Below are 24,235 nucleotides of genomic sequence, written 5' to 3'. Positions count from 1 at the left end.
AATGTGTCTTGTGGGTGGTGGAGGGATAAAGATAGGGTACTTGTTGTACATCCAACGGCTCAAGGTAAAAGTTTAAAAGGAATTCCTCATATAGAGAAAATATGGAAATTACAAGACGGAGAAATAATTTATAAAAGAGCAACAGTTGCAAATCATCCAAGAGTTGTGGCGGTATTTAGGTATTTCCCAGAGTTAGATTGGGTAATAGTTCTAACTATTCCAGAAGCGGAATTAATAAAAGAAATAACTGAGACTCAAAAGAAATTATTAGCTAATATTGAACATACTATTAAAGATACAAAAATAGGCAAAACAGGTTATTATTATATTTTGGATTCAAAGGGTAATTTAGTTTTACATCCATCACCTAAATTAGAAGGGAAAAATGTATCAAAATATGATTTTATTCAAAAAATGATGAACACTAAACAAGGTATAATAAATTATAAATGGAAAGGAAGAAATAAAATTGTTGTTTACACTTATTATCCCAAGAGAGATTGGATAATAGCTGGTGGAAGTTACCAAGATGAGTTAGTAAATCCTTATATTGCATCTACATTAAAGTCTTTTGGTATAATAAGTATTATATCATTTATAGTAATATTGATGGTAATACGTTATATATTCCGTCAAAACATATTAAAATCAATTAAGCAGTTGGAAAAGTTATTTAATAAAGTTGCTAAAGGTGATCTAAGCGAAACACTTAAAGTAGAAAGAAAAGATGAAATAAGTCAAATTATAGAAAATGTAAACTCAATGGTAATACAAATGAATAAAGCACTATCCGAAGTAAATAATGCTACAGTAGATGTAACAAATACATCTGAAATATTAACTAAATCAAGTATTCAAATGGAAAAAGGAATTGATCATCAAACAAATAAAGTTTCATCTGTAGAAGCTGCAATACATGAAATGACAGCAACAATCACAGAAATTAGTCAAAATTTAGACGATATTAATCAAGAAATTAATACAATTAAATCATCAGCTGAAACAGGAAAAGAAGTTATAAATAATACAGTAGCAGGTATTAATAAATTATCAAATAATGTAATTAATTCAGCAGAAAAAATTAGACAATTAGGTAAATCATCAGAACAAATTGGAGAAATTTTACAAGTAATTTCTGATATTGCAGATCAAACCAATCTTCTTGCTTTAAATGCAGCAATTGAGGCTGCAAGAGCAGGGGAACATGGTAGAGGTTTTGCAGTAGTGGCAGATGAAGTCAGAAAACTAGCAGAAAAAACTACTAAAGCAACAGATGAAATTAATGAAATGATTAAAACAGTTCAACAAGAAGTAGAAATATCTGTTGCTGAAATGGATAAAGGGGTAGAACTAGCACAAGAAGGTTCTGATTTAGTTGTTAATTTACAAAATGGTTTAGAAAAAATAATAGATGGTGTATTGGATGTAGCTGATAAAATTAATGCAGTAGCTACAGCAGTAGATCAACAATCAGCTACAAGCCAGGAAATCGCAAGTAATATGGTTGAAATAGCTACAATATCACAGGAAAATGCTTCAATTGCTCAGGAAAATCATAATCAAGCAGAAGTACTTAGAAATTTAGCAGTTAGGCTTCAACACATTGTAAGTAATTTCAAATTACAAAAAAATATTAATAATAAAAATATTGATAATGCAGTAGAATCACAACAATCTTCTGATTTTAACCAAGTTAAAAATTATATGAAACAATTTAGATTTAATCATTAAAAATAATTTAAAGAGGGTTACTTACCCTCTTTTTTATTTTTACTATTTTATTATAATTTTATATATTCAAATTTATTTCTGATTATTTATTATTAATTTTGATTATTAATTCATTAATTATGAAACATTTATAAAAAAAATATAAGATTATTTTGAAATAACTAAACCTTTTTGTTATATAAGCAACAAACAATAATAAAAATGATATACAAAGGAGGAAATTATTATGTCATTTAAAGATTCTTGGCGTGATATGAAAATTTCAACAAAGGTTTTTATCTATTTAGTTATAATACTATTAATGGGCTATACTATATCAGGTTATATTGTTGTTTCATACACTAAAAAGAATGTATCAAAAGAAATAGCTAATCAACTAACAGCACAAGTAAATTCTTTTAAATCTATTTTAAAATCTATTGTTGAAGATAAAGAAGAAGATGTTATAACTGATGAAGAAAGCAAACATGTAGTAGATTATATAAAAAATGAAACTATAGAAAAAATTAAATCAGTGATTAAACATACTAAAATAGGAAAAACTGGATATTATTATATAATGGATTCAAAAGGAGTGTTAATAGTACACCCTAAACTAGAAGGTAAAAGTATAGCAAAATATGATTTTATACAAGAAATGTTACATAAAAAAACTGGAGTAATTAGATATCCCTGGGAAGGGAAATATAAAATTGTTTCTTATACCTATTATCCCGAAATGGATTGGATAATAGCCGGTGGTAGTTATGAAGATGAATTTATTGGACCTACAATAAAAGCTACTATAGGTACATTTGTAATTACTAGTGTAATTACTTTTTTTATATTATTAATTATTTTAAGATTTGTGTTTAATTATAATATAAATAAACCTATCAGTGAACTTGAAAGCTTATTCTCTAAAATAGCTCAAGGAGATCTTACACAAACACTTAAAGTGAAAAGTAAGAATGAAATAGGTAGAATTATAGAACATGTTAATAATATGATTAAACAAATGAATAAAGCACTTTGTGAAGTTAGTCATTCAACTAAAAGTGTTACGAGTTCATCTGAGGCTTTATCAGCTTCAAGTAATCAAATGTCTGCTGGTGCAGAATCTCAAGCTGAAAGAGTTTCTTCAGTGGAAGTTGCCGTTCAAGAAATGACGGCAACAATAACTGAAATCAGTCAAAATTTAGAAGAAGTTAATAGGGAAATTAATCTAATTAAAGAGTCTGCTGAAACGGGTAGTAAAGTAATTGAAGAAACTGTATCAGGTATTGAAAATTTATCTGATAATGTTATCAATTCTGCAGATAAGATAAAAGAACTTGGTAAAGCATCAGAACAAATTGGAGAGATTTTACAGGTAATTTCTGATATTGCAGATCAAACTAATCTTCTTGCTTTAAATGCTGCAATTGAAGCAGCTAGGGCAGGGGAGCATGGTAGAGGATTTGCTGTTGTTGCTGATGAGGTAAGAAAACTCGCTGAAAGAACAGCTAAAGCAACAGGTGAAATTGATGAAATGATAAGGTCAATACAAAATGAAGTTCAATCTTCTGTTGTTCAAATGGATAAAGGAGCAAAACTTGCTCAAGATGGATCTGAACTTGTTAGAAATTTGCGAGTAAGTTTAGAGAAAATTATTAATGGCGTATTAACTGTAGCTGATAAAATTGGTGCAGTAGCTACGGCAGTAGAACAACAATCAGCTACAAGTCAGGAAATCGCAAGTAATATGGCTGAAATAGCTACAATATCACAGGAAAATGCTTCAATTGCTCAAGAAAACTATAATCAAGCAGAAATGTTAAAAGAATTAGCTATTAAATTACAAAACGTAGTAGATAGTTTTAAATTACTTGAATGTTAATATAAATGTTTAAAAAATGAAATATTGAAAATTAAAATTGAGAAAAAGAGGGGTAATATACCCCTCTTTTATATAATTAGTAAGTATATTTATTTTTTGTTTATTTTTTTAGAAGAATATAAAGACCAATGATAAATAAGCCAAGCATAACAGTTACAGCTTGAATTAATAAATTTTTGGCTAATTTTTTATTTAATTCTAGATATTCACTCCTATATTTTTCAATCTCTTTATCGATATTGTTAAATTTATTAATATAGTCATCTATTTGATTTTTGTATCTTTCAACATCTTCTAATGGTTCATATTCAATAACAGCTCCAATATACATAATTAAATATTTTATATATTCAAACAAGTCTACTTTTAAATAAGAGAAAGGAGTAATAAATTTATAGCTTGAAATAACTAATAAATAAGGTAATAAATTGAATTGTAACATTTTTAATTTTTTTTCTATATCATCAGGTACATTTTCATAATTCTCAATATGCTGTATAAGTTGGTAGATTGGTTTATGTAAAGCAAGATATTTGTTTATTATATTATTAATTAAACCTAATTTTATTATAGTTCTATGTTTAGGTATTTCTCTATTTTTTAAATAATTTTTTATTAAAATAAAACCAGATGGTACTTTTGTTTTTTTTCGTTTGGATTTTACTTTTGTAATTTTTTTCTTATCAATTGCTAATAAAGTTTCTATAATTTCGTCGGTAGTAAATATAAAATAGTTTTCTTCATCTAAAAGTTGTTTTGTTTCATTATTTAAATAACCATTTGTAAAGAAGAATAAATTTTTTAAATTATAATCATTCATAATTCTTAAGATTGTAATTGGAAGATCAGAATCAACTTCTTGTCCATCCTGTACCACTTCTATCCACACAAGAACTTCTTTAGTAGAATGTTTAGCTTTCCATATTTCACAAATGGTTTTACCAGGTATTTCTTTTACAGATTGATGAAATGCATAATTAAAATTTTCCATAATTTCATAAATATAGTTATATAAATTAGATATTGAAATATCGTATAAATCTTTTGGGTTTAAGTTTTTATATTTACTCATAATCGTACATAATTAAATGATTACATTAATATCTTTTTCGAATAAGTTTTCATTTTTTAAGGTGTTTTTTATTATTCTTATAACATTATGTACTGAAGAGTTCGTTCCAAAAATATCTATTAAATAATATATTAGTTGGTTAATACAATGTTCATTAAAATCATTATATTTATTTTTGTTTATAAAATAAAAACTAGTAGAAATCATTAAAGCTAATTTTTCATCATTGTTTAAATGTGTAGTTTTTAAACAATATTTTATTTGTTCTTCTAGAGGTAAATCTTGTATTGTATCATAATCATTTACTTTGTTTTTCAAAGTATTAACGATATTATTTACTAAATCAGATGTAATTTTTGTTAACATTTTTATCCTCTTAAGATTTAGTATTTATTTTACACATAATTTTTATATTTTTCTTATTAAGTATTATAACAAATAAATATAATTTTTTAAAAAATTATGTCATAATATAAGCTAAGAATAAAAATATTTTTAATAATTTCATGCTGAAAAATTATAAAATACACAAAATATATTTAAAAGAGGTGTAAAACAATGTTAATTGAATTGGATAATCACCAAAAACATTTATTAAATAACATTCTAGAAAAATTAAATATTTATGCTGAATCAGAAAAATTTTATTTTGAGCAATTAAAATCTATACCTGAATTACAACCACTCAAAGAAAATGCAATGGCTCAGTTTCAAGATATTGAAAAATATTTATGTATAAAGAAAAGAATGTTTAAGAATGAAGAAATATCATTAGATAAAATTATAGGTACCTATCACGGCAATTATGGAAATGCTGATTTATTAACTGCTTTAATTAATAATAAGCATAATAATAAACATGTATTAAAATTTTTAAATAAGATAGCTAATGAAGGTTTAGAAAAATTTATAGACGAGTTAGTTTATAAAAAGATAAATACTTCAAATAAATTGTATGTCACTTCAATTATTTTAGATGGTGAACAAAATTATTTTATCCAAGAAGGTAATAATAGAATTTTAACTTTAAAAATTTTATGTAATTTACTTAATATACCGGAAAATAAAGTAACTTTACCTGTACGAGTAGAGTTAATTGAAAATGACTTTATAACAGAAACATATATAGAAAACTATTTATCAATTATTGGTTCAATGGGTTTAGACAATCAACGTAATCGTATAATAGTGGAACATAATTTAATAAAACAACAAGATCTTACTTGGGAATATAAGTATAAAATAACAGCTAGTTTTACAGATTTAAAAATTTATGAAGTTATTAGTTCTGAAAATTATAATGCTATGCAAAATTTATTAGTAAAATTAAATTTACTTAAAAAGAGCAAACATTTAAAATGTATTTTTCCTTTAGTTGATTTATTTTTGAAAAAATAGATAGGGGGGTAAATTCCCCTCTTATAAGTTTTTAATTAAAAAATAAAGTTATATTTGCTGTAACAGTAGTAGAATAATCAATTAAATCATTTGATGAATTCATATATTTTGCTTTAATACCAATGGCAGCATCATCTAAATATTTATAAGCAAAACCTCCTGCTATACCAAAAGTTAAACCATGTTCGTTATCAGTATCAAAACTTGTATATTCATAACCACTTAATAAATCAAAATTAACAACAAAGTGTTCAAGTAAAGTTTTAGAATAACCTATACTTATTTCTGCTATAATATCATCAATACTGATATTTGAAGAATAACCAATATCATTTTTACCATAAAAGTATCCTGTATTCATACCAAAATTTATATTTCCATATTTATTTTCATAAATTGGAATTCCCCAAGAAAATTCAAATCCATAAAGTGTAGCACTATCTTCACCCTTTGTATCAAGTGAGAGGTTTTTTATTCCAAATCCTACTCGAATATGTTTGTTAGATTCTGCAAAAGATACACTACTAACTAATAGTACAAAACAGAGTATAGAAATAGTAAGTTTGTTTAGTAGTTTTTTGTACATATTGTTTACCTCCTTATATATTTTATTACATGTATTTTATTACATGTTTTATTTTAATTATAGTTTAGAGCAACTTATTACATATAATAATATATGTTTTTATCAAAATCAACAAAAATATTAACTAATAATAAAATTAGTAGTATTATAACTATTATTAACAATTAATTTTAAAAAAATAATATTTTTTAGATATATTTTAGTATTATAGATGCTCAAATAAAATATTTAAATTAATTTATAAAATAATAACTTATTGAATAAAAATAAAAATTATTGAGTGAAATATCAATAATTACATATAAACTGATATTATGGAGTTAGATATGCTGCAAAAAACAAATATTGACCAAAAAACAAATTTAGATAAACTTTATACTGATATAACTACAGAGATTATTAAGATATTATTAGAAATCAGAAAAAATAACCAAAGTATGACACCTGTACTAATAAAAAGTTATTTAAAGAAGAGTTCTGTAATTAATAATATTATAAATACAGGAACAAATACAGAAATACAAACTCCAATAGGATTGAATGAATATAAAAATAAATTAAATGTATTATTTAATAAAGTACTTGATTATTTACCAAAAAATCAAATCAATCAATTTAAAGATAGAATAGAAGAGATACAATCTGCAGAAGATTTTAATGATTTGTTTCTAGATATTATTTCTTATTTTATTACATACTTAATAAAAATTATAAATATTTTTGAAAAAACATGGGATATTTTAAAAGACATTATTAATCATATGGATAATGTAAATGAACAATTTATTCAGATAATAGATAATAGTAAACAAATATTTATGGAAGAAATTAAAAATATTGATAAGATAGATAACTATATAGACTCTATGAAACAAGACACTTTAATTGAAAGTGATCTTAAGTCATTGAAGAAAAAATTATTAGAAAAGATAATTTTAATAAAAACAGAATTAAAAAATAATAAAAATAAGCAAAAAGAACAGGTTAGTAAACTAACTTTAAATAAAACTCAAATACAAGTAAATATTGATAAATATGTACAGTCTATAGAGCAACTACAAAAGGAATTAGAACAAATTAAAAGAGAATCTGAAATAGATACACTAACTAATGTATTTAATCGGAATACTTTTGACAAATACATTGTTAAAGCAATAGATAGATTTAAAAAACATAATGAGTCAGTATCAGTTATCATGTTAGATATAGATGATTTTAAAAAAATAAATGACAATTATGGACATTTAGTTGGAGATTCAGTTTTACGTAATTTTGCTGCTATATTAAAAAATAGTGTTAGAAACTCTGACTTAATTTTTAGATATGGTGGTGAAGAGTTTATCATTGTATTGCCAGAAACAAAAATATCACAAGCATTAAGTATTAGTGAAAGGATACTTAAAGAATTAAATAAGACTTCATTTAAGTTAAAAAAAGATAGTTTGAAAGTAACAGCTAGTATGGGAGTTACTGAATCTAAAATGGAAGATAATGTAGAAACATTATTAAAAAGAGTGGATAATTATTTGTATAAATCAAAAGCTACAGGTAAAAATAAAATAACGTCAGATTTCAATTATAATATGTAAAAAATAATATAAAACAAATTAATTATGTAATATTTTATTTTATTCAATTAAGTTATCAAATTATAAATTTTTAGTTATATAGTTTATATGTCAGTAATAATTTTTAATTTTAATAATAACCAGTTGACAAACTACCTAAAATACAATACAATAAAAATATCAAGTAAATTATAATAATAAGAGAGGTGTTTTATGAAGAGATTTTTTACTACTTTTTTAATGGTTTTAGTTTGTTTCTTAATTATGTTTATTAGTAATTATAGTTATGCAGAAGAATTAAAAGAAAGATTGATTGTTAAGTTGGTAGACGATGCAACTTTAAATTTGCCAACAGAAATTGTAGTAGGTCAGGAGCCTTCACCTGAAAACTTATATAATTCCATACTTTTTAAAAAAATAGAAAATGTAGGTAATTTTGAAATAATTTTAACCCCTAAAAAATATGTGGATAAAGTGCTAAATCTATTAAGAAATCGCTCTGATGTAATTTATGCAGAAAAAGATATTCGTTATAAATTTAATTCATTAATCATAAATGATAGTTATTTTAATACTTATCAAAAGGCATATTTTGATATGATTGGGGCTGTTCAAGGTTTAGAAAATGTTTATGGTGAAAATCTGGTTAACAACAATGATGTAATTGTTGCAGTTATTGATTCTGGAGTAAATGTAAACCATGAAGATTTACAGGGGATATTATGGTCCAACAATGAAGAAATACCAGGTAATGGATTAGATGATGATGGCAATGGTTATACAGATGATATACATGGAATTAATTTGTCATTAGTTGATAATAATACATTAGTAGATGAAACAGGGCATGGAACTATTATTAATGGTATTATTGCTGCAAATATTAATAATTTAATTGGTATGGCAGGATTATCAAAAGCTAAAATATTAAATTGTGATGTAGAAAAACAATCATCAGTTTTTGGAGATTTACAAGAATCAGATGTATTAACCTGTGTTGACTATATTATTGCTATGAAAAACCGTGGTTATAATATAATAGCAGTAAATATGTCTTTTGGTGGCCAGGGTTTATCGCAAACTTCAAATGATTATATTAAAGCTTTAAGAGATAATGGTATATTGGCTATAGTAGCTGCTGGGAATGATAATGTTGATATAGATAAAACATTATATAGCCCTGCTTCTTACAGTAGATATTATGATAATGTAATTACAGTAGGTTCAGTTAATCTTAAGGGTGAAAAATCAAGTTTTTCAAATTATGGAAAATATACTGTATCGGTATTTGCGCCTGGAGAAGATATAGTTGGCCCATCAAATTTGGATAATTCGAGTTATGTATTGGGTTCTGGTACATCATTTGCCACACCGATTGTTGTTGCTTTAGCAGCTGCAATAAAGGAAAAATATCCTACTTATGATTATAAACAGATTAAATCTTTGGTACTTTCTACAGTTAAGGAAGTTCCAGCTTTAAGAGAAATAAGTAAAACTAGTGGTATTGTTCAATATTATAATGCTTTAACAGGTGGTATTAGTAATTGTAATTCACAAACAGCTAATAGATTAGTTATAGATGATTATGTTATAAGGGGTTTTGATAATGTAGTATATTTTGTTCATAATTATAATTGTGAAAACAGTTTACCTATTACAAGTTACAGTGCAATAAATCAATCACCTACATTTACAGTAACTGCCGATACTGATACTTTAGGTGGTTATATTGTGGATATTACTGGTTTAAATGGTAGTGATACAATTAAACTAAATAATTTTGAAGTGTTTACACCAATTTATAAATTAAATACTAATGCAACTACAGGTGTTGTTTTATCTCAATTAACTAGTGGCTTACAACCAGGTACTGGTTGTTATTTTCTAACTTCTCCTTCTGGTATATTAAATGTCTTAGGAAATAAATATACTTATTATGCACTTTTTTCTAATGGTGTGATTTCTTTTTATGATAATGTTGATAAATGTAATAATTCAGTTACTTTATTACAGCTTATTGGTTTGTTAGATACAAATACTAACAAATTAAATCTAAATTTGTTATTTTCAGATAAAGGTTATTTTGATTTACTAGGTGATATTACTTTTTTTACATTTGCTAGTGATAATGTAACTTATCCAGATATTACTACTGCTACTAATAATATATATGTAGATGCAGAAGATACGTATGCTATATTCCAGTTTAATAATAGACAAGATACTAATGCAGGTATAAACAATGTAGCCAATGGGATTAAAGTAACTGATAGTAATTTTACATTTTATTATAACAATATAGCGCCAAGCAGTATTTCTAATACTTATAACGGTGTTTATGTTCAAAAATTAGGACAATATTATGATGTTAATTCATTAGTTAATAATAATATATCTGTACAATTATCAGTTAATTCAGCAGATCCAAGTGATATACAATATGATAATACCTCTTTAGATTACTTTAATAGTAATTCAATAGATCCTATTCCTGATTTTATTCCTATGGTATTTTCAGATGAAAATAATAGTGAGAATCATTTAATTATTAATTTTACAAGTGAAAATGAAAAGAATCAATTTGCTGTATTAGGTGGTGATTCTGATCCTAATAACTGCATAGATTGGGATTTAACATCATTAAATAATACACAATATGATTTACGCATCCAATATAATTACCAAAATTCAGGTTGTACAAATTTGGATAATAGTAGTTCAGCTACTTATATGTTATATACCAATTCGTACAATAAACCTGAAATTAAAATACAGTATGCTTTAAATTACAATGGTATTACTCAAATTACTACTTCTCCTGATAACACTACCACATCAAATACTACAACTTCAAATAATAATAGTGGTAGTGGTGATGGTGGTGGCGGCGGTGGTGGTGGTGGTTGTTCAATAATTCAGTACAGTAAAGAGCATCAGAAAATTCAGTTTCTTGCTCATGTTGATATTATGATTATATTAATTGTTTTATACATGATTAGGCGAAGAAAAGAATTAAAAAAGAACTAATTAATTTATAAGAATTATAAAAAGAGGGTAGGGGAGTTAGACAACTCCCCTTTTTTATTATTAAAATCAATAAATTATATAAATTTTATATTAAAAATACAGTATATTAATTAAAAATTTAATTAAATAAATACGTTTTATATACCGAATTCTAAGTTATTAGTATTATTATTTTCGTGTTCTTTAGCTTGTTTTAGTAAGCTTTTTTCATCAATATGTAAATTAAAAATAATACCAAGTTTTTTTAAATCTATCTGTTCATTCTTATTATTTAGTTTTTTATTATATATTTCGGTAGCAAAACCGATCCATCTTTGTTCTAATTCAGGTAATAATTTTTTGAAAGTATTCAGAAATTTAATAAATTTGTGTTGAATTCTGGGTTCTGTGTCCAATAAATGATAAATTTGTTTTTTTATAGTCTTATGATATTTTTTATAATAAAAATCTATGTTAGTGCTTATGAGTTTAAAAGAGTTTAAATCATAATATCTATAATATTTACCATAATGGTAAGTTTTGTTTTCATTAATTTTAGTGTAAATCTTTCCAGAAAGTAAAAACAAATTATTATAATAATCTACTTTTTTTAGAATTATACTTATATTAATATTATCTAAATTAATATTAGAGATAATATTATTTTGTTGGTTTTTATTATTGTTTTTTTTAATTCTATTTTTTAGTGAATTAGTTAATTTATTTAATTTCATATATAGTAATATAACAAAAAATTTTAAAATTTTTAAAATTAAATTTTTATTTTTATGAATTAATTCTTTTATAAAATGTTTTTATTACAATTTTTAAAGAGTTTTTAAAATTTGAAGAAATGATTATTTTAGAATTAATAGAATGGGTTTTAATAATTTTTGAAAATTATTTTTTTGTGTTATATTAGCGTGATGTAAATGCTATAATGATTTTAAAAAATAAATCATCTAATTTATTAGCTACATATAATATTATATTAAATGATGGAAAGTTTACAAACGAAGAACAAGTATTATTATTGTTCAATTTTGCACGCTCATGTATGAAATAAATTTTTATAAATAAAATTACAAAATATAATTTTTTTACTAACTTTTTTGTAATTTAAAATCAATATTTTCATAATATGTTTCTAATCGTTTATTGGTAACAGAATCAAATAGTTTTAACCAGGTGTTTCTCTTTTTAGTTTCAGTGTTTTTACACGCCATTTTAAAAGCATTATCTTCTGCAATTATAATAATCTGATATTTTGCTCTTGTAATTGCTGTATAAAACCATTGATTGTTAAGCATAATAAAATTGCTTAAAGAAAAAGGAATAACTACATTTTTAAATTCAGAACCTTGAGCTTTATGTACAGTTAAAACATACGCTAAATCAAAAATATCCTTAGCTTCAATAGGATCATATATTACATAATCTCCAGTAATCATTTGTGCAATTATCATATCATTTTCCAAATCGATATGTTTTATTACTCCTAATGTACCGTTATAAATACGTTTATGATAAAATGGTGAATTACTTTGTTCATATAATTCATTAGTATAAATTGTATTATTATTATTATTTATAAAAGCTGTAGTAAGTTGGTCATAGTCTTTGAAATATTTTATACATTTCATATCTCTATTTTCTAAATGGATTATTTTATCGTTGATACAAAACCATCGGTTGCTCTTATAAATTTTATTATTTTCGTCTATATTATCAGGATTATTAAAGATTTTTTGGATTTCATTGTTTAAATTATCATATCCTAGTAATCCACTTCTTTGTGGTACTAAAATCTGAAAATCTAATAAAATATCCTGTATTTGATCTTTAGCAGAAATAGATAATTTACGTAAAATATTTAATATCTTTTCGTTAACTGAATCTTGAGGTCTTTTTGAATTATTATTTTTATTATTTAATATATTATAAGGGTTTTTAAATTGTTTTTTGCTACATGATATATAAAACCAGTCTCTAAATCTATTCGTACAATTTTTAGGTATAATACCTCTACGTATCTGTTTTGCAAAAATGTTAATGACACTATCCTTAGATTGTCTAAATACTTTACTTAATCTGACTGTAGGAACGATTTGTTTGGAAATAATATCTGAAAAAATAAACCCTGCGCCAATAGGTGGTAATTGTGCATCATCTCCTATAATAATTAATCTTGTTGTTGGTTTTAAAGCTCTTAAAAGAGCATAAAATAAGTGAATATTAACCATTCCTGCTTCGTCTAAAACAACTACGTCATAATCAAGAGTGTTTGTCTCATTATAACTAAAATAGTCACCATTAAAACCTAGTAAAGAGTGTATAGTAAAAGTAGGAAACCCTGAAACTTGATTTAATCGTCTGGCTGCTATACCGGTTGACTTCCTCCTCTCCCTAAAGGAAGAGGATTCCCATCTACGCTATCGATGGAAGCGGTAATCCCTCACGGTTTCCCGCTGGTTCCTGCTTCAGCGTATACTCTCTGGCATACTCCACAGGCGTGACTTCCCGCAAGCCCTGCGGTAGGGTTATAAGGTTTTCCTTCCTCATCGCTCTCATTAAAACATTTATCGCACCTACCAAATCAGCATTAGACGTAAAACCACACTTTTTGCATACAAATACCGCTTGGTTTTTGCGGTTTTCCTTATTAGTGTAATCACATAGAGGACAGGTTATAGAGGTGTTTTTAGCGTCAACTCTAACCAGTTTCCCCCCATTTCTCTGGAGTTTATACTCAAGCAGTTCAAAGAACCTACCCCACGCTCGAGAAAGAATGCTTCTGTTTAAGCCTGATTTAGCTTTTACATTACGTCCGGGGCTGTCTTTTGTGCCTTTTGCAGATTTGGTTAGGTTCTTAACCTTTAAATTCTCTACAGCCACAAAGCCGTGTTTTTTGGCTATGGCTGTTGTTATTTTATGTAGGTAATCGTTTCTCACATTTGCTATCTTAAGCCACATCTTTGCTATTTTTCTTTGGTGTTTTTTGTAATTATTAGAAAACGGTGTCTTATCTCCTTTTTTGGTAGGGTGTTGTTTTCTCGAGAGTTGCCTTTGGAGTTTGATTAGTTTTTTCTCATATTTACTTAAATCAAGAGGCTCGAAGTAACAACCGTTGGATAGTGTGATTATCTTTTTTACACCTACATCTATACCCACGGGGTTGGATAGATTTTCTTTAATTGATGTGTCTTTTTCGGTAACTACGCTTATATACCAGCCATCGGCGTATCTTTTAACTGTTACATTCTTTGGTTTGCCAACTATGTTTCTTGATTTATAAAACCTAACCCATCCTATTTTAGGTAAAAATATTCTATTGTTATTTATCTTAAAGCCTTGAGGATATCTAAAGCTGTCTGGCGATTTACCTTTCTTCCTGAAGTCTGGAAAAGATATACCATTGCCTTTGGTAAAAGCACTGTCTATGGCTTTGTATAAATCCTTTAAGGTTTGTTGTAGAATTTGAGAATGTGCTTCTTTTAAGAAAGCGTATTCTTCGGATTGTTTCCATAATTTAAGCATTCCCGCCATTTCGTTATAGGTAGGTATAGTAGCAGTATTTTTGTAATATTGTGGCAAGTGGATATTGATGATTTTATCTACCTTTTTTATATCAAGCTTTTGTTTTATTAAAGCAATAGCTTTATTCCATACAAACCTACAAGAGCCGGCAAATTGGGCGAACTTGTTTTCTAACTCTTCATTGGTCTTGAGTTTAAATTTAAAGGCTTGACATGTAATCATTGTTATATTATAGTATTGGTCTATGGAAAAGTCAAGTAAAATTAGAACTGGTAGGCATTGTGTTTTTCTTCTGCATGTGCATTTGGTCTTTGTAACTAAATACAGAAAGAGCGTATTTCAAAAGAAACACTTAGAAACCTTAAAGGAAATCTTCGCCAAAGTCTGTCAAGATTTTGAGGCAGAACTGATAGAATTAAATGGAGAAAGCGACCATGTCCATTTGCTTGTAAACTATCCGCCAAAGGTGGCAGTCTCAAAACTGGTAAATTCGCTAAAAGGTGTTTCTTCCAGAAAGCTAAAACAAATCCATCCTGAATTAAGGCAGTATTACTGGAAAAACGCTTTATGGTCTCCAAGCTATTTTGCAGGTTCCTGTGGTGGAGCTCCGCTTGAGGTTATCAAACAATATATTGAAACCCAGAAGACACCCACTACATCACCTACCTAAAAGAATGTGTCTTGTGGGTGGTGGAGGGATAAAGAACATCCTACAATATTACTTCTTCCTAATTTGATAGCAAGTAATTGTAATATAGCTTTTGTAACAGAACTTTTACCTGTTCCAGCATAACCGGTTAATGCAAAAATCTTCGATTTATTTGCTTCATATATAGCTTTTATCTGATCATCTGAAAATGTGATATTATTTTCAGTTTGATATTCATCTAAAAATTCTTTCACTTTGTCGGGAGAAAATAAATAATTTGTTTCATTATTTAAAGTTAAATATCTATAAATATACTTTTCTTTATCATACAAATTCTTAAATCCTATAAGAGTATCGCTACTATAATTGCAAACAATAAAATTTGAATTGGTTAATAGTATGTTGGTATCAAAATCATGGATATCTAACGTATCGATTATTTTTTCTTTTAAGATATCTAATGATAAATAACAGTGTCCATTGTTATTACCTTCAATTTGTAAAACGTATTCAGTACAAGCTATTATTCTTTTTGGATCGTTAGGATCAATACCTAAAGACAGTGCTAATTTATCAGTTGTTTTAAAACCAATACCATTGATTTCTGTTAAACAGTAAGGATTTGATTTTATAATTTCTAGTGACTTTTCACCAAATCGGTTATAAATCTTTACTATATAGTTATGACTAATATTAAACGGTGCTAGAAATTTTGCTAATTGGCGTAAGCATCCATATTTATACCAATTACTTACTATTTTTTTAGCCCGTTTTTCACCTATACCTTTAACTTCTACTAATCTTTCAGGTTGATTTTCTATTATGTATTCTAAATCATTTCCAAAATACTCAATTAAATTTAAAGTTACTTTTTCTCCTATTTTAGCAATTTTTGATAGAAATAAAAATAATCTATACTCAGTTAGCATTTCTGCGTAAGTAAAAGAAAAAAATCTACCATATTTATCATTTTTCCATTCACCTTCTAATCTATATTTTAATCCTACTATATATTCAGGAGAAACATCTTCTAATTCTAAATCATAAATATGTCCTTTAGCAATTCCTTGGTTTGTTTTTAATATGAAAAAATTTTTATCTTTAAATATAAGCCGTTCAATAGTAATAAATAGTTCCATTTAACTTATATCCTCAAATTTTTTAATTATAGTATTTAATTATTAAATTTTATAATTTATTATAATATAATATTATATAAATGTCAATTGAATGTTTTAAAAATAATTTATAAATAATAATATAATTATTAACTTAAAAATATTTTAAAAAAAATATTTTATTTGATATATAATATTATAATTTAATGAAACAAAGAACTTAATAAAAATTGTAAAACATATAAAATATAAAAAAGAATAAAATAAAAACAGCATAATTAAAATAAAATATGGAGGAAAAAATGCCTAAAATCAATATTCATGATATTGAACTTCTTCAAAATGTTAATGAAAAAAGAGTATGGAATTTAATAACTGTATTTTACGAATATCATTCTGAATTTTGTACTTGTAGAGATTGTGTATTGGATGTGGTTGCCATTACATTAAATTCTATTCCGCCACATTATCAAGTATCAGAAGATCCTACTCCTGCTATTAAAAAAATTAGTGATGAGGAAATCTTAAAAGTTATTAAAAAGGCAGCTTTGAAAGTAGCTGAAAATCCTCATCATGTATAAATTATAATACCAACTCATTATTTATATTGTAATTTATATTATAGTTTTTGTCACAGTTTTTATTAAATAGAGTTAATAATCTATTATAGTCATTTAAATAGTTTTCTTTTACATATTTTGTACATTCATCTATAATCATAGTATTATTTACATTATTATTTATAAATTGTAAGAATTTACTAACATCAGATTTATTATTTACATTAAATAAGCTTGGTGAATCAGGGCATCCGCAAAGTTTTACATCGCCTTTTGGTGTAACAAATAAATCTGGACATGCACATCCTTCTTGCGTCCATACTCCTGTTTCAATTGCTCTACCTACTTTTTTGACTGAATTACTGACATCCCTTATTTCAACTCTCGTAATATTTGAAAGATTATTTTCGTTGTTTTCTGCTGCTTGTCTAAAATAATCTATAACTTCAGGATCTACTTTACTTATGTCATGAAAAATATCCAAACTAAGTGCTACATTTATGAAACCTGATGTAGCTAGTGATAATAACCATAAACTTAATTTTTTATTACTACCATTAGTAGCAATAAAGGGAATTCTGCGTGTTTCAAATGAATTATTATAACTATGTTCCTCATATGGTATATTTCTGGTTAAAAAATATGATACAAATTGTTTAAATCTTGGATGTAAAGTAGGTTCTCCACCACCAATAGTTACGTAATTATATAATTCATCAGCTAATTTTACTGAATTGATAAAAGTTTTTTCATCCATTAAAGTGCCTTTGTTGTTAGAACATGAAAAAGCACAATGATCACAATGAAAATTACAAATATCAGTTATTTGAATATACATAATAATACCCTCTTTTTTGTTATTAATTTTTATATAACAAAAAAGAGGGTAGATTTTATTTTAAAAATTGTATTTAAATTTAATCTATTTTTTTAATTTTTATTTAGTTTTATTAATTTTATTTTTTTTTAAAATAACTTAATAACTCTCCATAAATACAAGGCATATCAAAATGTATAACTATTTCTTTTACATAGTTTTCTGTATTTAAATTTGGATTAGATTTATACATATCTATACCTAATTGTATTAACTTATAATAAGTATCTATAAATTTATTAATTATATCATCAGTACCACCTATTCTTTCACGAAGATGATTTACAAGCATTTTATGCGTTTGTTCAGGAGTTAGATGTTGTTCACCTGCTTTATATCCAATATTTTTTATAGAACTATTAACATAACAATTAAATAACCCAAATTCTATTTTTTTATTATAATCAATTTTAAGATACTTATTAGATAAATCTTTAAAACATTTCATATTACTGAATAAAAGAATCCTATATGTTAAATCGTATCTATCTTTTGTAGGGTATTTTTTATAATAATTATACATAATTGTATAACCTTCTAAATAATATTGTTCAAGATTTACATCATATGCTTTTTGCGTTTTTAATACGTTCATAAGCTGTTTATGTCTTGTAAGATAGGGTTTTGATTCTCTTATATCTAAATAACCATTTAACATATCTTTAGCATAAATGTCACAAGCGACTAAAGTTACTTGATAAGGAATTGGAATAATATTTAAACTATCAGTACTGTTATTTTTATTTTTGGCATATAAAGAAAAAGAAATAAGTAAAAAAAAAGTAAGTGATAAAAAAAGCTTTTTTTTCATAAATTAACTCCTTTTTATTTTTTACTTTTTTTTTATAATTAATAATTTATCTATTTTAAATTATTATACAATAATATAAATAATATGTCAATTTTATTTTTAATAATATTTTTTGTATAATTTTGATATATTTGATATATAAAGTATATAAAATTGTAAAATAAAAATAAACTAGAGGTTTCAGTTACAAATGAATTTTAAAGAAGCTTTTAAAAGATTACATAAAAAACAATTTTTTGAAGATATTAATATATTAAAATTAACAGACGATGATACTGGATGGACTATTGCTCATTATCAAGTTTTTCATGGATGGAAAACTAATAACCCAAAATTTTTAGAGATAACTAATATTAAGAATGGTAGAACTGTTGCACATTTACAAGCATATAGATTCTGGATAACAGAAAATAAAGAAATACTCAAATTGACAGATGAAGATGGAATAACAGTAGCACATGAACAAGCACGCAATGGCTGGATAACTAATGATAAGGAAATTTTAAAGTTAGCTAATAGTGATAATTGGACTATTGCACATGAACAAGTTAGGCATAATTGGCTAACAGAAGATAAAGAAATATTGAAATTAGCAGACATTCATGGTTGGACAGTAGCACATGAACAAGCAGTTAGAGGGTGGATAACAAATGATGAGAAAATTTTACGCTTGAGTAATATTTATGGTGTGTCAGTTGCTCATTTGATAGCACAAAAAAATTATATTTTTATGAATAATTCTTTACTTAAATTATCTAATAATGAGGATTGGACAGTAGCTCATGAAATTGTAAAACAAACAGGTTTTATTTTTAAATATAAAAAAATTTTAACAGCATGTGTAAATAATGAAGGTATATCTGTTGGTACAATTAAATTAGGAAATTATAATGATACTTTTGATGATATTTATAATAATGATAATGATAGTATAATAGAAATTAAACTTATCAATAAAAGCATTTTAAATTATAATAATAAAATGATAAAATTTTATCAAAAGTTAGATAATGAAATTAGAAATTATTTTAAGATTGATAAAATATGTTTATAAAATAGTAGATTAGAGAAATGAAAAAAAACAATTTAGATTTTACAGATTTAAGTCACAGGATTATATTTAAAAGACAATTTACAAATGATATAAATTTATTAAAAATATCTAATTTATGTGGTACAACCATTGCACATATACAGGCCGAATATGGTTGGGTAACAGAAGATAAAAAGATATTAAAATTAACAAATAAGAATGGTTATACTGTAGCACATAAACAAGCAGAAGAAGAATGGATCACAGAAGATATAGATATACTTACGTTAGCTGATTTTATTAAATTATAATTTTAAATTATAATGAAGGATCAGAATAGTTATATTCATGCCAATAATATTTCCAAGTTTGTTCATCACATTTATTTTTTTCTTGAATATATGCTTTCATAATGTTTTTGCTTGAATTTTCCAGTAATTGAATTAGTTGTTGATATTTGTTTTGTAGAATGTAATCTTTAATTGATAGCTTTATATTAAATATATTTTCTAACATATTTTCAACTGATTGAATATTATCTTCCATATCATTTATATATTCAATAGGATTATCATCTCCATCTATGATAGCCTGAATATCACTTATAATTCCTTTTATACTTCTATACAAATATGCTAAATTCTTTAAGTACCGTTCTTGTTCTATTCTATCTTTGTAATCCTGGTAATATTTAGGCTCAGACATAATAATCACCTTTTTTATAAATTAGGTTTAGTTAATATATTATACTTTAAAATTAATTATGAGTCAATAAAAAATATATAATGAATTAGTATAATAAAAAAAAGGGTATTGATTTTTTTAAATTTTCTTTTAGATTTTAATTTTATTTATTTAAATAACTTATGATATATTATAAATAATAACGTAGAAATTAAAAAAAATTAGTTGCAAAATTAGAAAAGGAATAATTTATGTTGTTCAATAAAATATTTAAAAGAATTGAAAAAGGATATACATTTACACAATATGATATTCTAAGAATCGCTGATAAAGAAGGATGGACTATAGCACATGAACAAGTAAATAAGGGTTGGATTACTGGTAATTTAAAGTTATTGAAAATTGCTGATAAACATGGTTGGACAGTTGCTCATGAGCAAGCTATTAATAAACGGGTGACTGATCGTATAGAAGTTTTAAAAATAACGGATATATATGGATATACAGTAGCAGAAAAACAAGCAGATTTTAGTGGTTATTTACCTAATATAAAACATATATTAACAACAACTAATGAAAAAGGTTTACCTTTAGCTTTGTATTTATATAATTCAAGTGTAAAACTATTAAAAGATGTTAAAAAATCTTTTTTAAAAAGTGAATATTATGAAACATACCCTGAAAAGATTACAAATATATTACTTAATAAAATAACTTTTTATGATAAACTAAATAAAGCTATTTCCAGATATTTTGTACAAACTAATGTATGTTAAAATTAAGTGGAAAAATTTTAATAATATTATAAGTTGAGGCGCAAAAAATGACATACGAAGAAGCATTAAAAAAAGTAAGAAAAGGTCATTTTTTTGAAGATAAAGAAGTTTTAAAATTAGTTAATGAATATGGTTGGACAATAGCTCATGAACAAGCAGAATTTGGTTGGTTAACTAACGATACGGAAATATTAAAATTATCAGATAAAAATGGATGGACAGTTGCTCATGAACAAGCGGTACATGGTTGGACAACAGAAGATAAGAAAATTCTGAAATTAGCTACTAATACAGGTTGGACTGTAGCCCACGAACAAGCTCTTCAAGGTTGGACAACAGAAAACAGAGAAATATTAAAATTAGCTAATAAAAATGGTTGGACAGTAGCACATATACAAGCAAAACATAAATGGATAACTTATGATAGGGAAATTTTAAAATTAACTGACCTGACTAAAAGAAGTGTATTAGGTATAATAATAGAAAAAAATCATAATATTATTTGTACTGACTTTGATTTATTAAAACTTTCTTATGATGGAAATAATTATGTTTGTCATGAATTAGCTTTTAATAAAGCTTTTTTAATTAAATCAAAAAAAATAATGACTACGTATAATAATTCAAATTTATTTAAAATGAATACAATAACTAAATATTTAAATTATGTACATGTATTAGAAATAAATTTTGAAAGAGAAATATTAACATATTTAAAATTATTAAATAATCCTCTTAAATTTATAAATAGAAATTTACATTCGTCGGAAAATAGACAAGGTAAAATATTACTTAAACGGATTAAATTTTATAAATTATTAAATTCCTTAATTAAAAAATATTTGTTATTTAACAATATTTGTTAATATATAATATGATATGAGATATGAGGTATACTGTATACTATGACATATGAAAAAGTTTTAAAAAAAGTAAGACAAGGTTCCTTTTTTAAAGATAAAAAAATACTTAAATTAGCTAATGAAACTGGCTGGACAATAGCTCATGAACAAGCTAAACGTAGCTGGACAACAGAAGATAAAGAAATCTTAAACTTAATGGATAGTGAGGGTTGGACTGTAGCACACGAACAAGCATGGCGTGGTTGGACAACAGATGATAAAGACATATTAAAATTAGTTAACTTTAATGATTATACTGTTGCACAAATTCAAATAGAAAACAATTGGGCAACAAGTGATATAGATATAATAAAGTTAAAAATAAGCAGATTTGGTCGGGTATTAGCTCATGGACAATCAAGACAGGGATGGATTATAATGTCTATAGATCATATATCAGAGGTATTGAAATTAAAAGATGAAAACAACTGGACTGTAGCTCATGAATTAGTGTTTCATCATAAATATAAAATAAAATATAAAAAAATATTAACTTTATTAGGTACAAACAATCTTTTAAATTATTATTCTACAAGTGTATATATGTCTTATTTTTTAACTGAAGAGTTTTTTAGACATAAACTTGATTATGAAAATTATATTTATCCAGTAGATACTGTTAATATAACTAAATTATTAAAACATCCTGAAAATTTAATAAAAAATCGTTTTGGTAACCAATATTTTAAAGTAGAAAAAATAAATAAAGAAATTGAGTTTTACAAAAAATTAGATTTTGAAATTAAAAAATACTTATTAATAAATAATATTTGTTGATGTGTATTATGACATACAAAAAGGCATTAAGACAAATAAAAGAAGGTCATTTTTTTGAAGATAAAGAAATCTTAAAATTAGCTAATAAAAATGGTTGGACAGTAGCACATATACAAGCAAAAAAAGGTTGGATAACAAATGATAAAGAAGTTTTAAAATTAGCTAACATTTGGAACGAAACAGTAGCTCATGTAATGGCTCGAAATAGTGGTTATACACCTAAATATAAAAAATTACTTCAAATGAATTATAAAAAATCAGGGTATAAATATCTTTCGTATAAATATGCTATTGATATTTATGTAGGTATAGAGAACTTATGAACTAAAATAAGTGATGAATCAGATAAAATTAATTGAAAAATATAATATGAGTTTAAATGATCTTTATAATACATTAAACTGTATAGATACTAATTATTTAAATTTAATTAAGTTTTATAAAAAATTAAATAACCATATAAAAAATAATATTTTAATTACTAATATATGTTAATAATATAAAATGATAAAATTAATATAGATTAATAGAGGTGTTTATACAAAATGAAATATAATTTGTTTAAGTATAGAATAATCACAGATGATAAGTTAATATATAAGGATGATTATTTATATCATTTATTTTTGAATGTAGTTAAAAAAAATGATAATGAAAATACAAGAAACTTGTTTCAAATCTATTTAAACCATTTAAATGAAGAAAATGTATTAATATCACCAAAAAGAAAGTTGTATATGTGTCCTTTAACTGATATTTATAAGGCTTGTTTAGGAACAGGATATTTTGAATATATAATTGTATCAGAAATATTAAAGTCTGATAGGTTATTTAGTTACGTTTCATTGGATGATATTTTATTTGAGGAGCAGGTTATTACAGTTAAACCTATTGATTATAAGAATCTTGTAGCTGATATTAATCATACGTATCAAATAAAAAATAAATTTTTTAATTTTAATATAGTTAAGTTATCAAACAATTTTACTACAGGTATTAATTTACATAAGTATAGGGTAGGGAAATATGAATTTCAATTATATAAAGCTACAATAGAACGAGCATTATTCGATGTGTTTTTATATGAATATAAAAATAAAATAAGACTTTTAAATGACAATGATTATGATTTATCAGAGTTTAATAATAGAAAATTTTATGATATAATAAATTATGTTATAAAGGATTCTACTTATAAAAATTATATTAATAGCAGATTTCAAAATATTATTAAATGTTATACTATTAACGAAGAAATGTTTTTATGAAATTTGTAATATAGTTTAAGTCTT

General features: G+C 24.8%; 24 protein-coding genes. 14 read left to right on the top strand and 10 right to left on the bottom strand.

Translation table 11 applies throughout. From position 1 onward, the window contains the following. The first annotated feature begins 3 nt into the window (after positions 1–3). Both DEFDS_RS12005 and DEFDS_RS12000 read left to right on the top strand, forming a co-directional pair. Positions 4–1,731: a methyl-accepting chemotaxis protein gene (locus DEFDS_RS12005; RefSeq protein ID WP_013009011.1), complete on the top strand. Its 1,728-nt coding sequence runs from the start codon at positions 4–6 to the stop codon at positions 1,729–1,731. 253 nt (positions 1,732–1,984) lie between these two features. Continuing rightward, a complete protein-coding gene (locus tag DEFDS_RS12000) occupies positions 1,985–3,589 on the top strand; it encodes a methyl-accepting chemotaxis protein (RefSeq protein ID WP_168902629.1) in 1,605 nt (534 codons plus the stop codon). Between the two features lie 100 nt (positions 3,590–3,689). Here the strand turns inward: DEFDS_RS12000 and DEFDS_RS11995 are convergent, their stop codons facing one another. Together DEFDS_RS11995 and DEFDS_RS11990 are read right to left on the bottom strand one after the other, a co-directional pair. Continuing rightward, positions 3,690–4,661 (bottom strand): hypothetical protein, encoded by a 972-nt coding sequence (locus DEFDS_RS11995; protein WP_013009009.1) that lies wholly within the window; start codon positions 4,659–4,661, stop codon positions 3,690–3,692. Positions 4,662–4,673: 12 nt separating this feature from the next. Continuing rightward, the gene (locus tag DEFDS_RS11990) at positions 4,674–5,027 is read right to left on the bottom strand and encodes a hypothetical protein (RefSeq protein ID WP_013009008.1); all 354 of its coding nucleotides are present in this window, start codon (positions 5,025–5,027) and stop codon (positions 4,674–4,676) included. Between the two features lie 192 nt (positions 5,028–5,219). Here DEFDS_RS11990 and DEFDS_RS11985 point away from each other — a divergent pair, with 192 nt between their 5' ends. Beyond that, positions 5,220–6,059: a hypothetical protein gene (locus DEFDS_RS11985; protein ID WP_013009007.1), complete on the top strand. Its 840-nt coding sequence runs from the start codon at positions 5,220–5,222 to the stop codon at positions 6,057–6,059. Positions 6,060–6,090: 31 nt separating this feature from the next. Here DEFDS_RS11985 and DEFDS_RS11980 read toward each other — a convergent pair whose 3' ends face one another. Then, positions 6,091–6,645 (bottom strand): outer membrane beta-barrel protein, encoded by a 555-nt coding sequence (locus DEFDS_RS11980; RefSeq protein ID WP_013009006.1) that lies wholly within the window; start codon positions 6,643–6,645, stop codon positions 6,091–6,093. 326 nt (positions 6,646–6,971) lie between these two features. On the opposite strand from DEFDS_RS11980, the gene DEFDS_RS12800 reads away from it, so the two are divergent. After that, positions 6,972–8,234, top strand: a complete 1,263-nt coding sequence (locus DEFDS_RS12800) for a GGDEF domain-containing protein (protein ID WP_013009005.1) — start codon at positions 6,972–6,974, stop codon at positions 8,232–8,234. Positions 8,235–8,426: 192 nt separating this feature from the next. Next, a complete protein-coding gene (locus DEFDS_RS12795; RefSeq protein ID WP_013009004.1) occupies positions 8,427–11,240 on the top strand; it encodes a S8 family serine peptidase in 2,814 nt (937 codons plus the stop codon). A gap of 137 nt (positions 11,241–11,377) precedes the next feature. On the opposite strand, the gene DEFDS_RS11965 is transcribed toward DEFDS_RS12795, so the two are convergent. From DEFDS_RS11965 to DEFDS_RS11955, 3 genes are all read right to left on the bottom strand, one after another. Beyond that, a complete protein-coding gene (locus tag DEFDS_RS11965; protein WP_013009003.1) occupies positions 11,378–11,953 on the bottom strand; it encodes a hypothetical protein in 576 nt (191 codons plus the stop codon). Between the two features lie 369 nt (positions 11,954–12,322). After that, positions 12,323–13,603 carry an ATP-dependent DNA helicase gene (locus DEFDS_RS11960; RefSeq protein WP_269446366.1) on the bottom strand — a complete coding sequence of 427 codons (1,281 nt, stop codon included), beginning with the start codon at positions 13,601–13,603 and terminating at the stop codon, positions 12,323–12,325. A 43-nt stretch (positions 13,604–13,646) separates the two neighbouring features. Then, on the bottom strand, positions 13,647–14,978 hold the full coding sequence (locus tag DEFDS_RS11955; RefSeq protein ID WP_013008876.1) for an RNA-guided endonuclease InsQ/TnpB family protein: 1,332 nt from the start codon (positions 14,976–14,978) through the stop codon (positions 13,647–13,649). A gap of 22 nt (positions 14,979–15,000) precedes the next feature. Here DEFDS_RS11955 and tnpA point away from each other — a divergent pair, with 22 nt between their 5' ends. After that, positions 15,001–15,426, top strand: a complete 426-nt coding sequence (gene tnpA, locus DEFDS_RS11950) for an IS200/IS605 family transposase (protein ID WP_013008875.1) — start codon at positions 15,001–15,003, stop codon at positions 15,424–15,426. Here the strand turns inward: tnpA and DEFDS_RS11945 are convergent. Further along, positions 15,423–16,544, bottom strand: a complete 1,122-nt coding sequence (locus tag DEFDS_RS11945) for a helix-hairpin-helix domain-containing protein (protein WP_041224034.1) — start codon at positions 16,542–16,544, stop codon at positions 15,423–15,425. The genes tnpA and DEFDS_RS11945 overlap by 4 nt on opposite strands. Positions 16,545–16,825: 281 nt before the next feature. On the opposite strand from DEFDS_RS11945, the gene DEFDS_RS11940 reads away from it, so the two are divergent. Then, complete coding sequence (locus tag DEFDS_RS11940; RefSeq protein WP_013009002.1) at positions 16,826–17,104, top strand: late competence development ComFB family protein; 279 nt, start codon at positions 16,826–16,828, stop codon at positions 17,102–17,104. Position 17,105: 1 nt separating this feature from the next. Here DEFDS_RS11940 and DEFDS_RS11935 read toward each other — a convergent pair whose 3' ends face one another. Continuing rightward, positions 17,106–17,921 carry a radical SAM protein gene (locus DEFDS_RS11935; RefSeq protein ID WP_013009001.1) on the bottom strand — a complete coding sequence of 272 codons (816 nt, stop codon included), beginning with the start codon at positions 17,919–17,921 and terminating at the stop codon, positions 17,106–17,108. A gap of 118 nt (positions 17,922–18,039) precedes the next feature. Beyond that, complete coding sequence (locus DEFDS_RS11930) at positions 18,040–18,771, bottom strand: hypothetical protein (protein WP_013009000.1); 732 nt, start codon at positions 18,769–18,771, stop codon at positions 18,040–18,042. Between the two features lie 190 nt (positions 18,772–18,961). Here DEFDS_RS11930 and DEFDS_RS11925 point away from each other — a divergent pair, with 190 nt between their 5' ends. Next, on the top strand, positions 18,962–19,825 hold the full coding sequence (locus tag DEFDS_RS11925) for a hypothetical protein (RefSeq protein WP_013008999.1): 864 nt from the start codon (positions 18,962–18,964) through the stop codon (positions 19,823–19,825). Between the two features lie 17 nt (positions 19,826–19,842). Continuing rightward, positions 19,843–20,115, top strand: a complete 273-nt coding sequence (locus tag DEFDS_RS11920) for a hypothetical protein (protein WP_041224033.1) — start codon at positions 19,843–19,845, stop codon at positions 20,113–20,115. Positions 20,116–20,122: 7 nt separating this feature from the next. Here DEFDS_RS11920 and DEFDS_RS11915 read toward each other — a convergent pair whose 3' ends face one another. Beyond that, entirely contained in the window at positions 20,123–20,509 is a 387-nt protein-coding gene (locus tag DEFDS_RS11915) for a hypothetical protein (protein ID WP_013008998.1), read from the bottom strand. 230 nt (positions 20,510–20,739) lie between these two features. Here DEFDS_RS11915 and DEFDS_RS11910 point away from each other — a divergent pair, with 230 nt between their 5' ends. The 5 genes from DEFDS_RS11910 (at position 20,740) to DEFDS_RS11890 (ending at position 24,211) form a co-directional block, all read left to right on the top strand. Next, positions 20,740–21,264, top strand: coding sequence for a hypothetical protein (locus DEFDS_RS11910; protein WP_013008997.1), 525 nt, complete (start codon positions 20,740–20,742; stop codon positions 21,262–21,264). A 47-nt stretch (positions 21,265–21,311) separates the two neighbouring features. Beyond that, positions 21,312–22,130 (top strand): hypothetical protein, encoded by an 819-nt coding sequence (locus DEFDS_RS11905; protein ID WP_013008996.1) that lies wholly within the window; start codon positions 21,312–21,314, stop codon positions 22,128–22,130. Between the two features lie 39 nt (positions 22,131–22,169). Further along, the gene (locus tag DEFDS_RS11900) at positions 22,170–22,943 is read left to right on the top strand and encodes a hypothetical protein (RefSeq protein ID WP_013008995.1); all 774 of its coding nucleotides are present in this window, start codon (positions 22,170–22,172) and stop codon (positions 22,941–22,943) included. Between the two features lie 8 nt (positions 22,944–22,951). Beyond that, complete coding sequence (locus DEFDS_RS13280; protein WP_013008994.1) at positions 22,952–23,266, top strand: hypothetical protein; 315 nt, start codon at positions 22,952–22,954, stop codon at positions 23,264–23,266. 222 nt (positions 23,267–23,488) lie between these two features. After that, positions 23,489–24,211 carry a hypothetical protein gene (locus DEFDS_RS11890; protein ID WP_013008993.1) on the top strand — a complete coding sequence of 241 codons (723 nt, stop codon included), beginning with the start codon at positions 23,489–23,491 and terminating at the stop codon, positions 24,209–24,211. Positions 24,212–24,235 lie beyond the last annotated feature (24 nt).

The organism is Deferribacter desulfuricans SSM1 (assembly GCF_000010985.1).
In the GTDB taxonomy this organism is placed as follows: domain Bacteria; phylum Chrysiogenota; class Deferribacteres; order Deferribacterales; family Deferribacteraceae; genus Deferribacter; species Deferribacter desulfuricans.
This window is presented reverse-complemented; position numbering and strand designations above follow the sequence as displayed.

Coding starts and splice junctions, on each gene's coding strand:
- DEFDS_RS11900 (WP_013008995.1), top strand. CDS start 22,170: ATGACATATGAAAAAGTTTTAAAAAAAGTAAGACAAGGTTCCTTTTTT.
- DEFDS_RS11910 (WP_013008997.1), top strand. CDS start 20,740: ATGTTGTTCAATAAAATATTTAAAAGAATTGAAAAAGGATATACATTT.
- DEFDS_RS11965 (WP_013009003.1), bottom strand. CDS start 11,953: ATGAAATTAAATAAATTAACTAATTCACTAAAAAATAGAATTAAAAAA.
- DEFDS_RS11985 (WP_013009007.1), top strand. CDS start 5,220: ATGTTAATTGAATTGGATAATCACCAAAAACATTTATTAAATAACATT.
- DEFDS_RS11915 (WP_013008998.1), bottom strand. CDS start 20,509: ATGTCTGAGCCTAAATATTACCAGGATTACAAAGATAGAATAGAACAA.
- DEFDS_RS11990 (WP_013009008.1), bottom strand. CDS start 5,027: ATGTTAACAAAAATTACATCTGATTTAGTAAATAATATCGTTAATACT.
- DEFDS_RS12000 (WP_168902629.1), top strand. CDS start 1,985: ATGAAAATTTCAACAAAGGTTTTTATCTATTTAGTTATAATACTATTA.
- DEFDS_RS11940 (WP_013009002.1), top strand. CDS start 16,826: ATGCCTAAAATCAATATTCATGATATTGAACTTCTTCAAAATGTTAAT.
- DEFDS_RS11920 (WP_041224033.1), top strand. CDS start 19,843: ATGAAAAAAAACAATTTAGATTTTACAGATTTAAGTCACAGGATTATA.
- DEFDS_RS13280 (WP_013008994.1), top strand. CDS start 22,952: ATGACATACAAAAAGGCATTAAGACAAATAAAAGAAGGTCATTTTTTT.
- DEFDS_RS11955 (WP_013008876.1), bottom strand. CDS start 14,978: ATGATTACATGTCAAGCCTTTAAATTTAAACTCAAGACCAATGAAGAG.
- DEFDS_RS11995 (WP_013009009.1), bottom strand. CDS start 4,661: ATGAGTAAATATAAAAACTTAAACCCAAAAGATTTATACGATATTTCA.
- DEFDS_RS11905 (WP_013008996.1), top strand. CDS start 21,312: ATGACATACGAAGAAGCATTAAAAAAAGTAAGAAAAGGTCATTTTTTT.
- DEFDS_RS11980 (WP_013009006.1), bottom strand. CDS start 6,645: ATGTACAAAAAACTACTAAACAAACTTACTATTTCTATACTCTGTTTT.
- DEFDS_RS11890 (WP_013008993.1), top strand. CDS start 23,489: ATGAAATATAATTTGTTTAAGTATAGAATAATCACAGATGATAAGTTA.
- DEFDS_RS12800 (WP_013009005.1), top strand. CDS start 6,972: ATGCTGCAAAAAACAAATATTGACCAAAAAACAAATTTAGATAAACTT.
- DEFDS_RS11925 (WP_013008999.1), top strand. CDS start 18,962: ATGAATTTTAAAGAAGCTTTTAAAAGATTACATAAAAAACAATTTTTT.
- DEFDS_RS11935 (WP_013009001.1), bottom strand. CDS start 17,921: ATGTATATTCAAATAACTGATATTTGTAATTTTCATTGTGATCATTGT.
- DEFDS_RS11930 (WP_013009000.1), bottom strand. CDS start 18,771: ATGAAAAAAAAGCTTTTTTTATCACTTACTTTTTTTTTACTTATTTCT.
- DEFDS_RS12795 (WP_013009004.1), top strand. CDS start 8,427: ATGAAGAGATTTTTTACTACTTTTTTAATGGTTTTAGTTTGTTTCTTA.
- tnpA (WP_013008875.1), top strand. CDS start 15,001: ATGGAAAAGTCAAGTAAAATTAGAACTGGTAGGCATTGTGTTTTTCTT.
- DEFDS_RS11945 (WP_041224034.1), bottom strand. CDS start 16,544: ATGGAACTATTTATTACTATTGAACGGCTTATATTTAAAGATAAAAAT.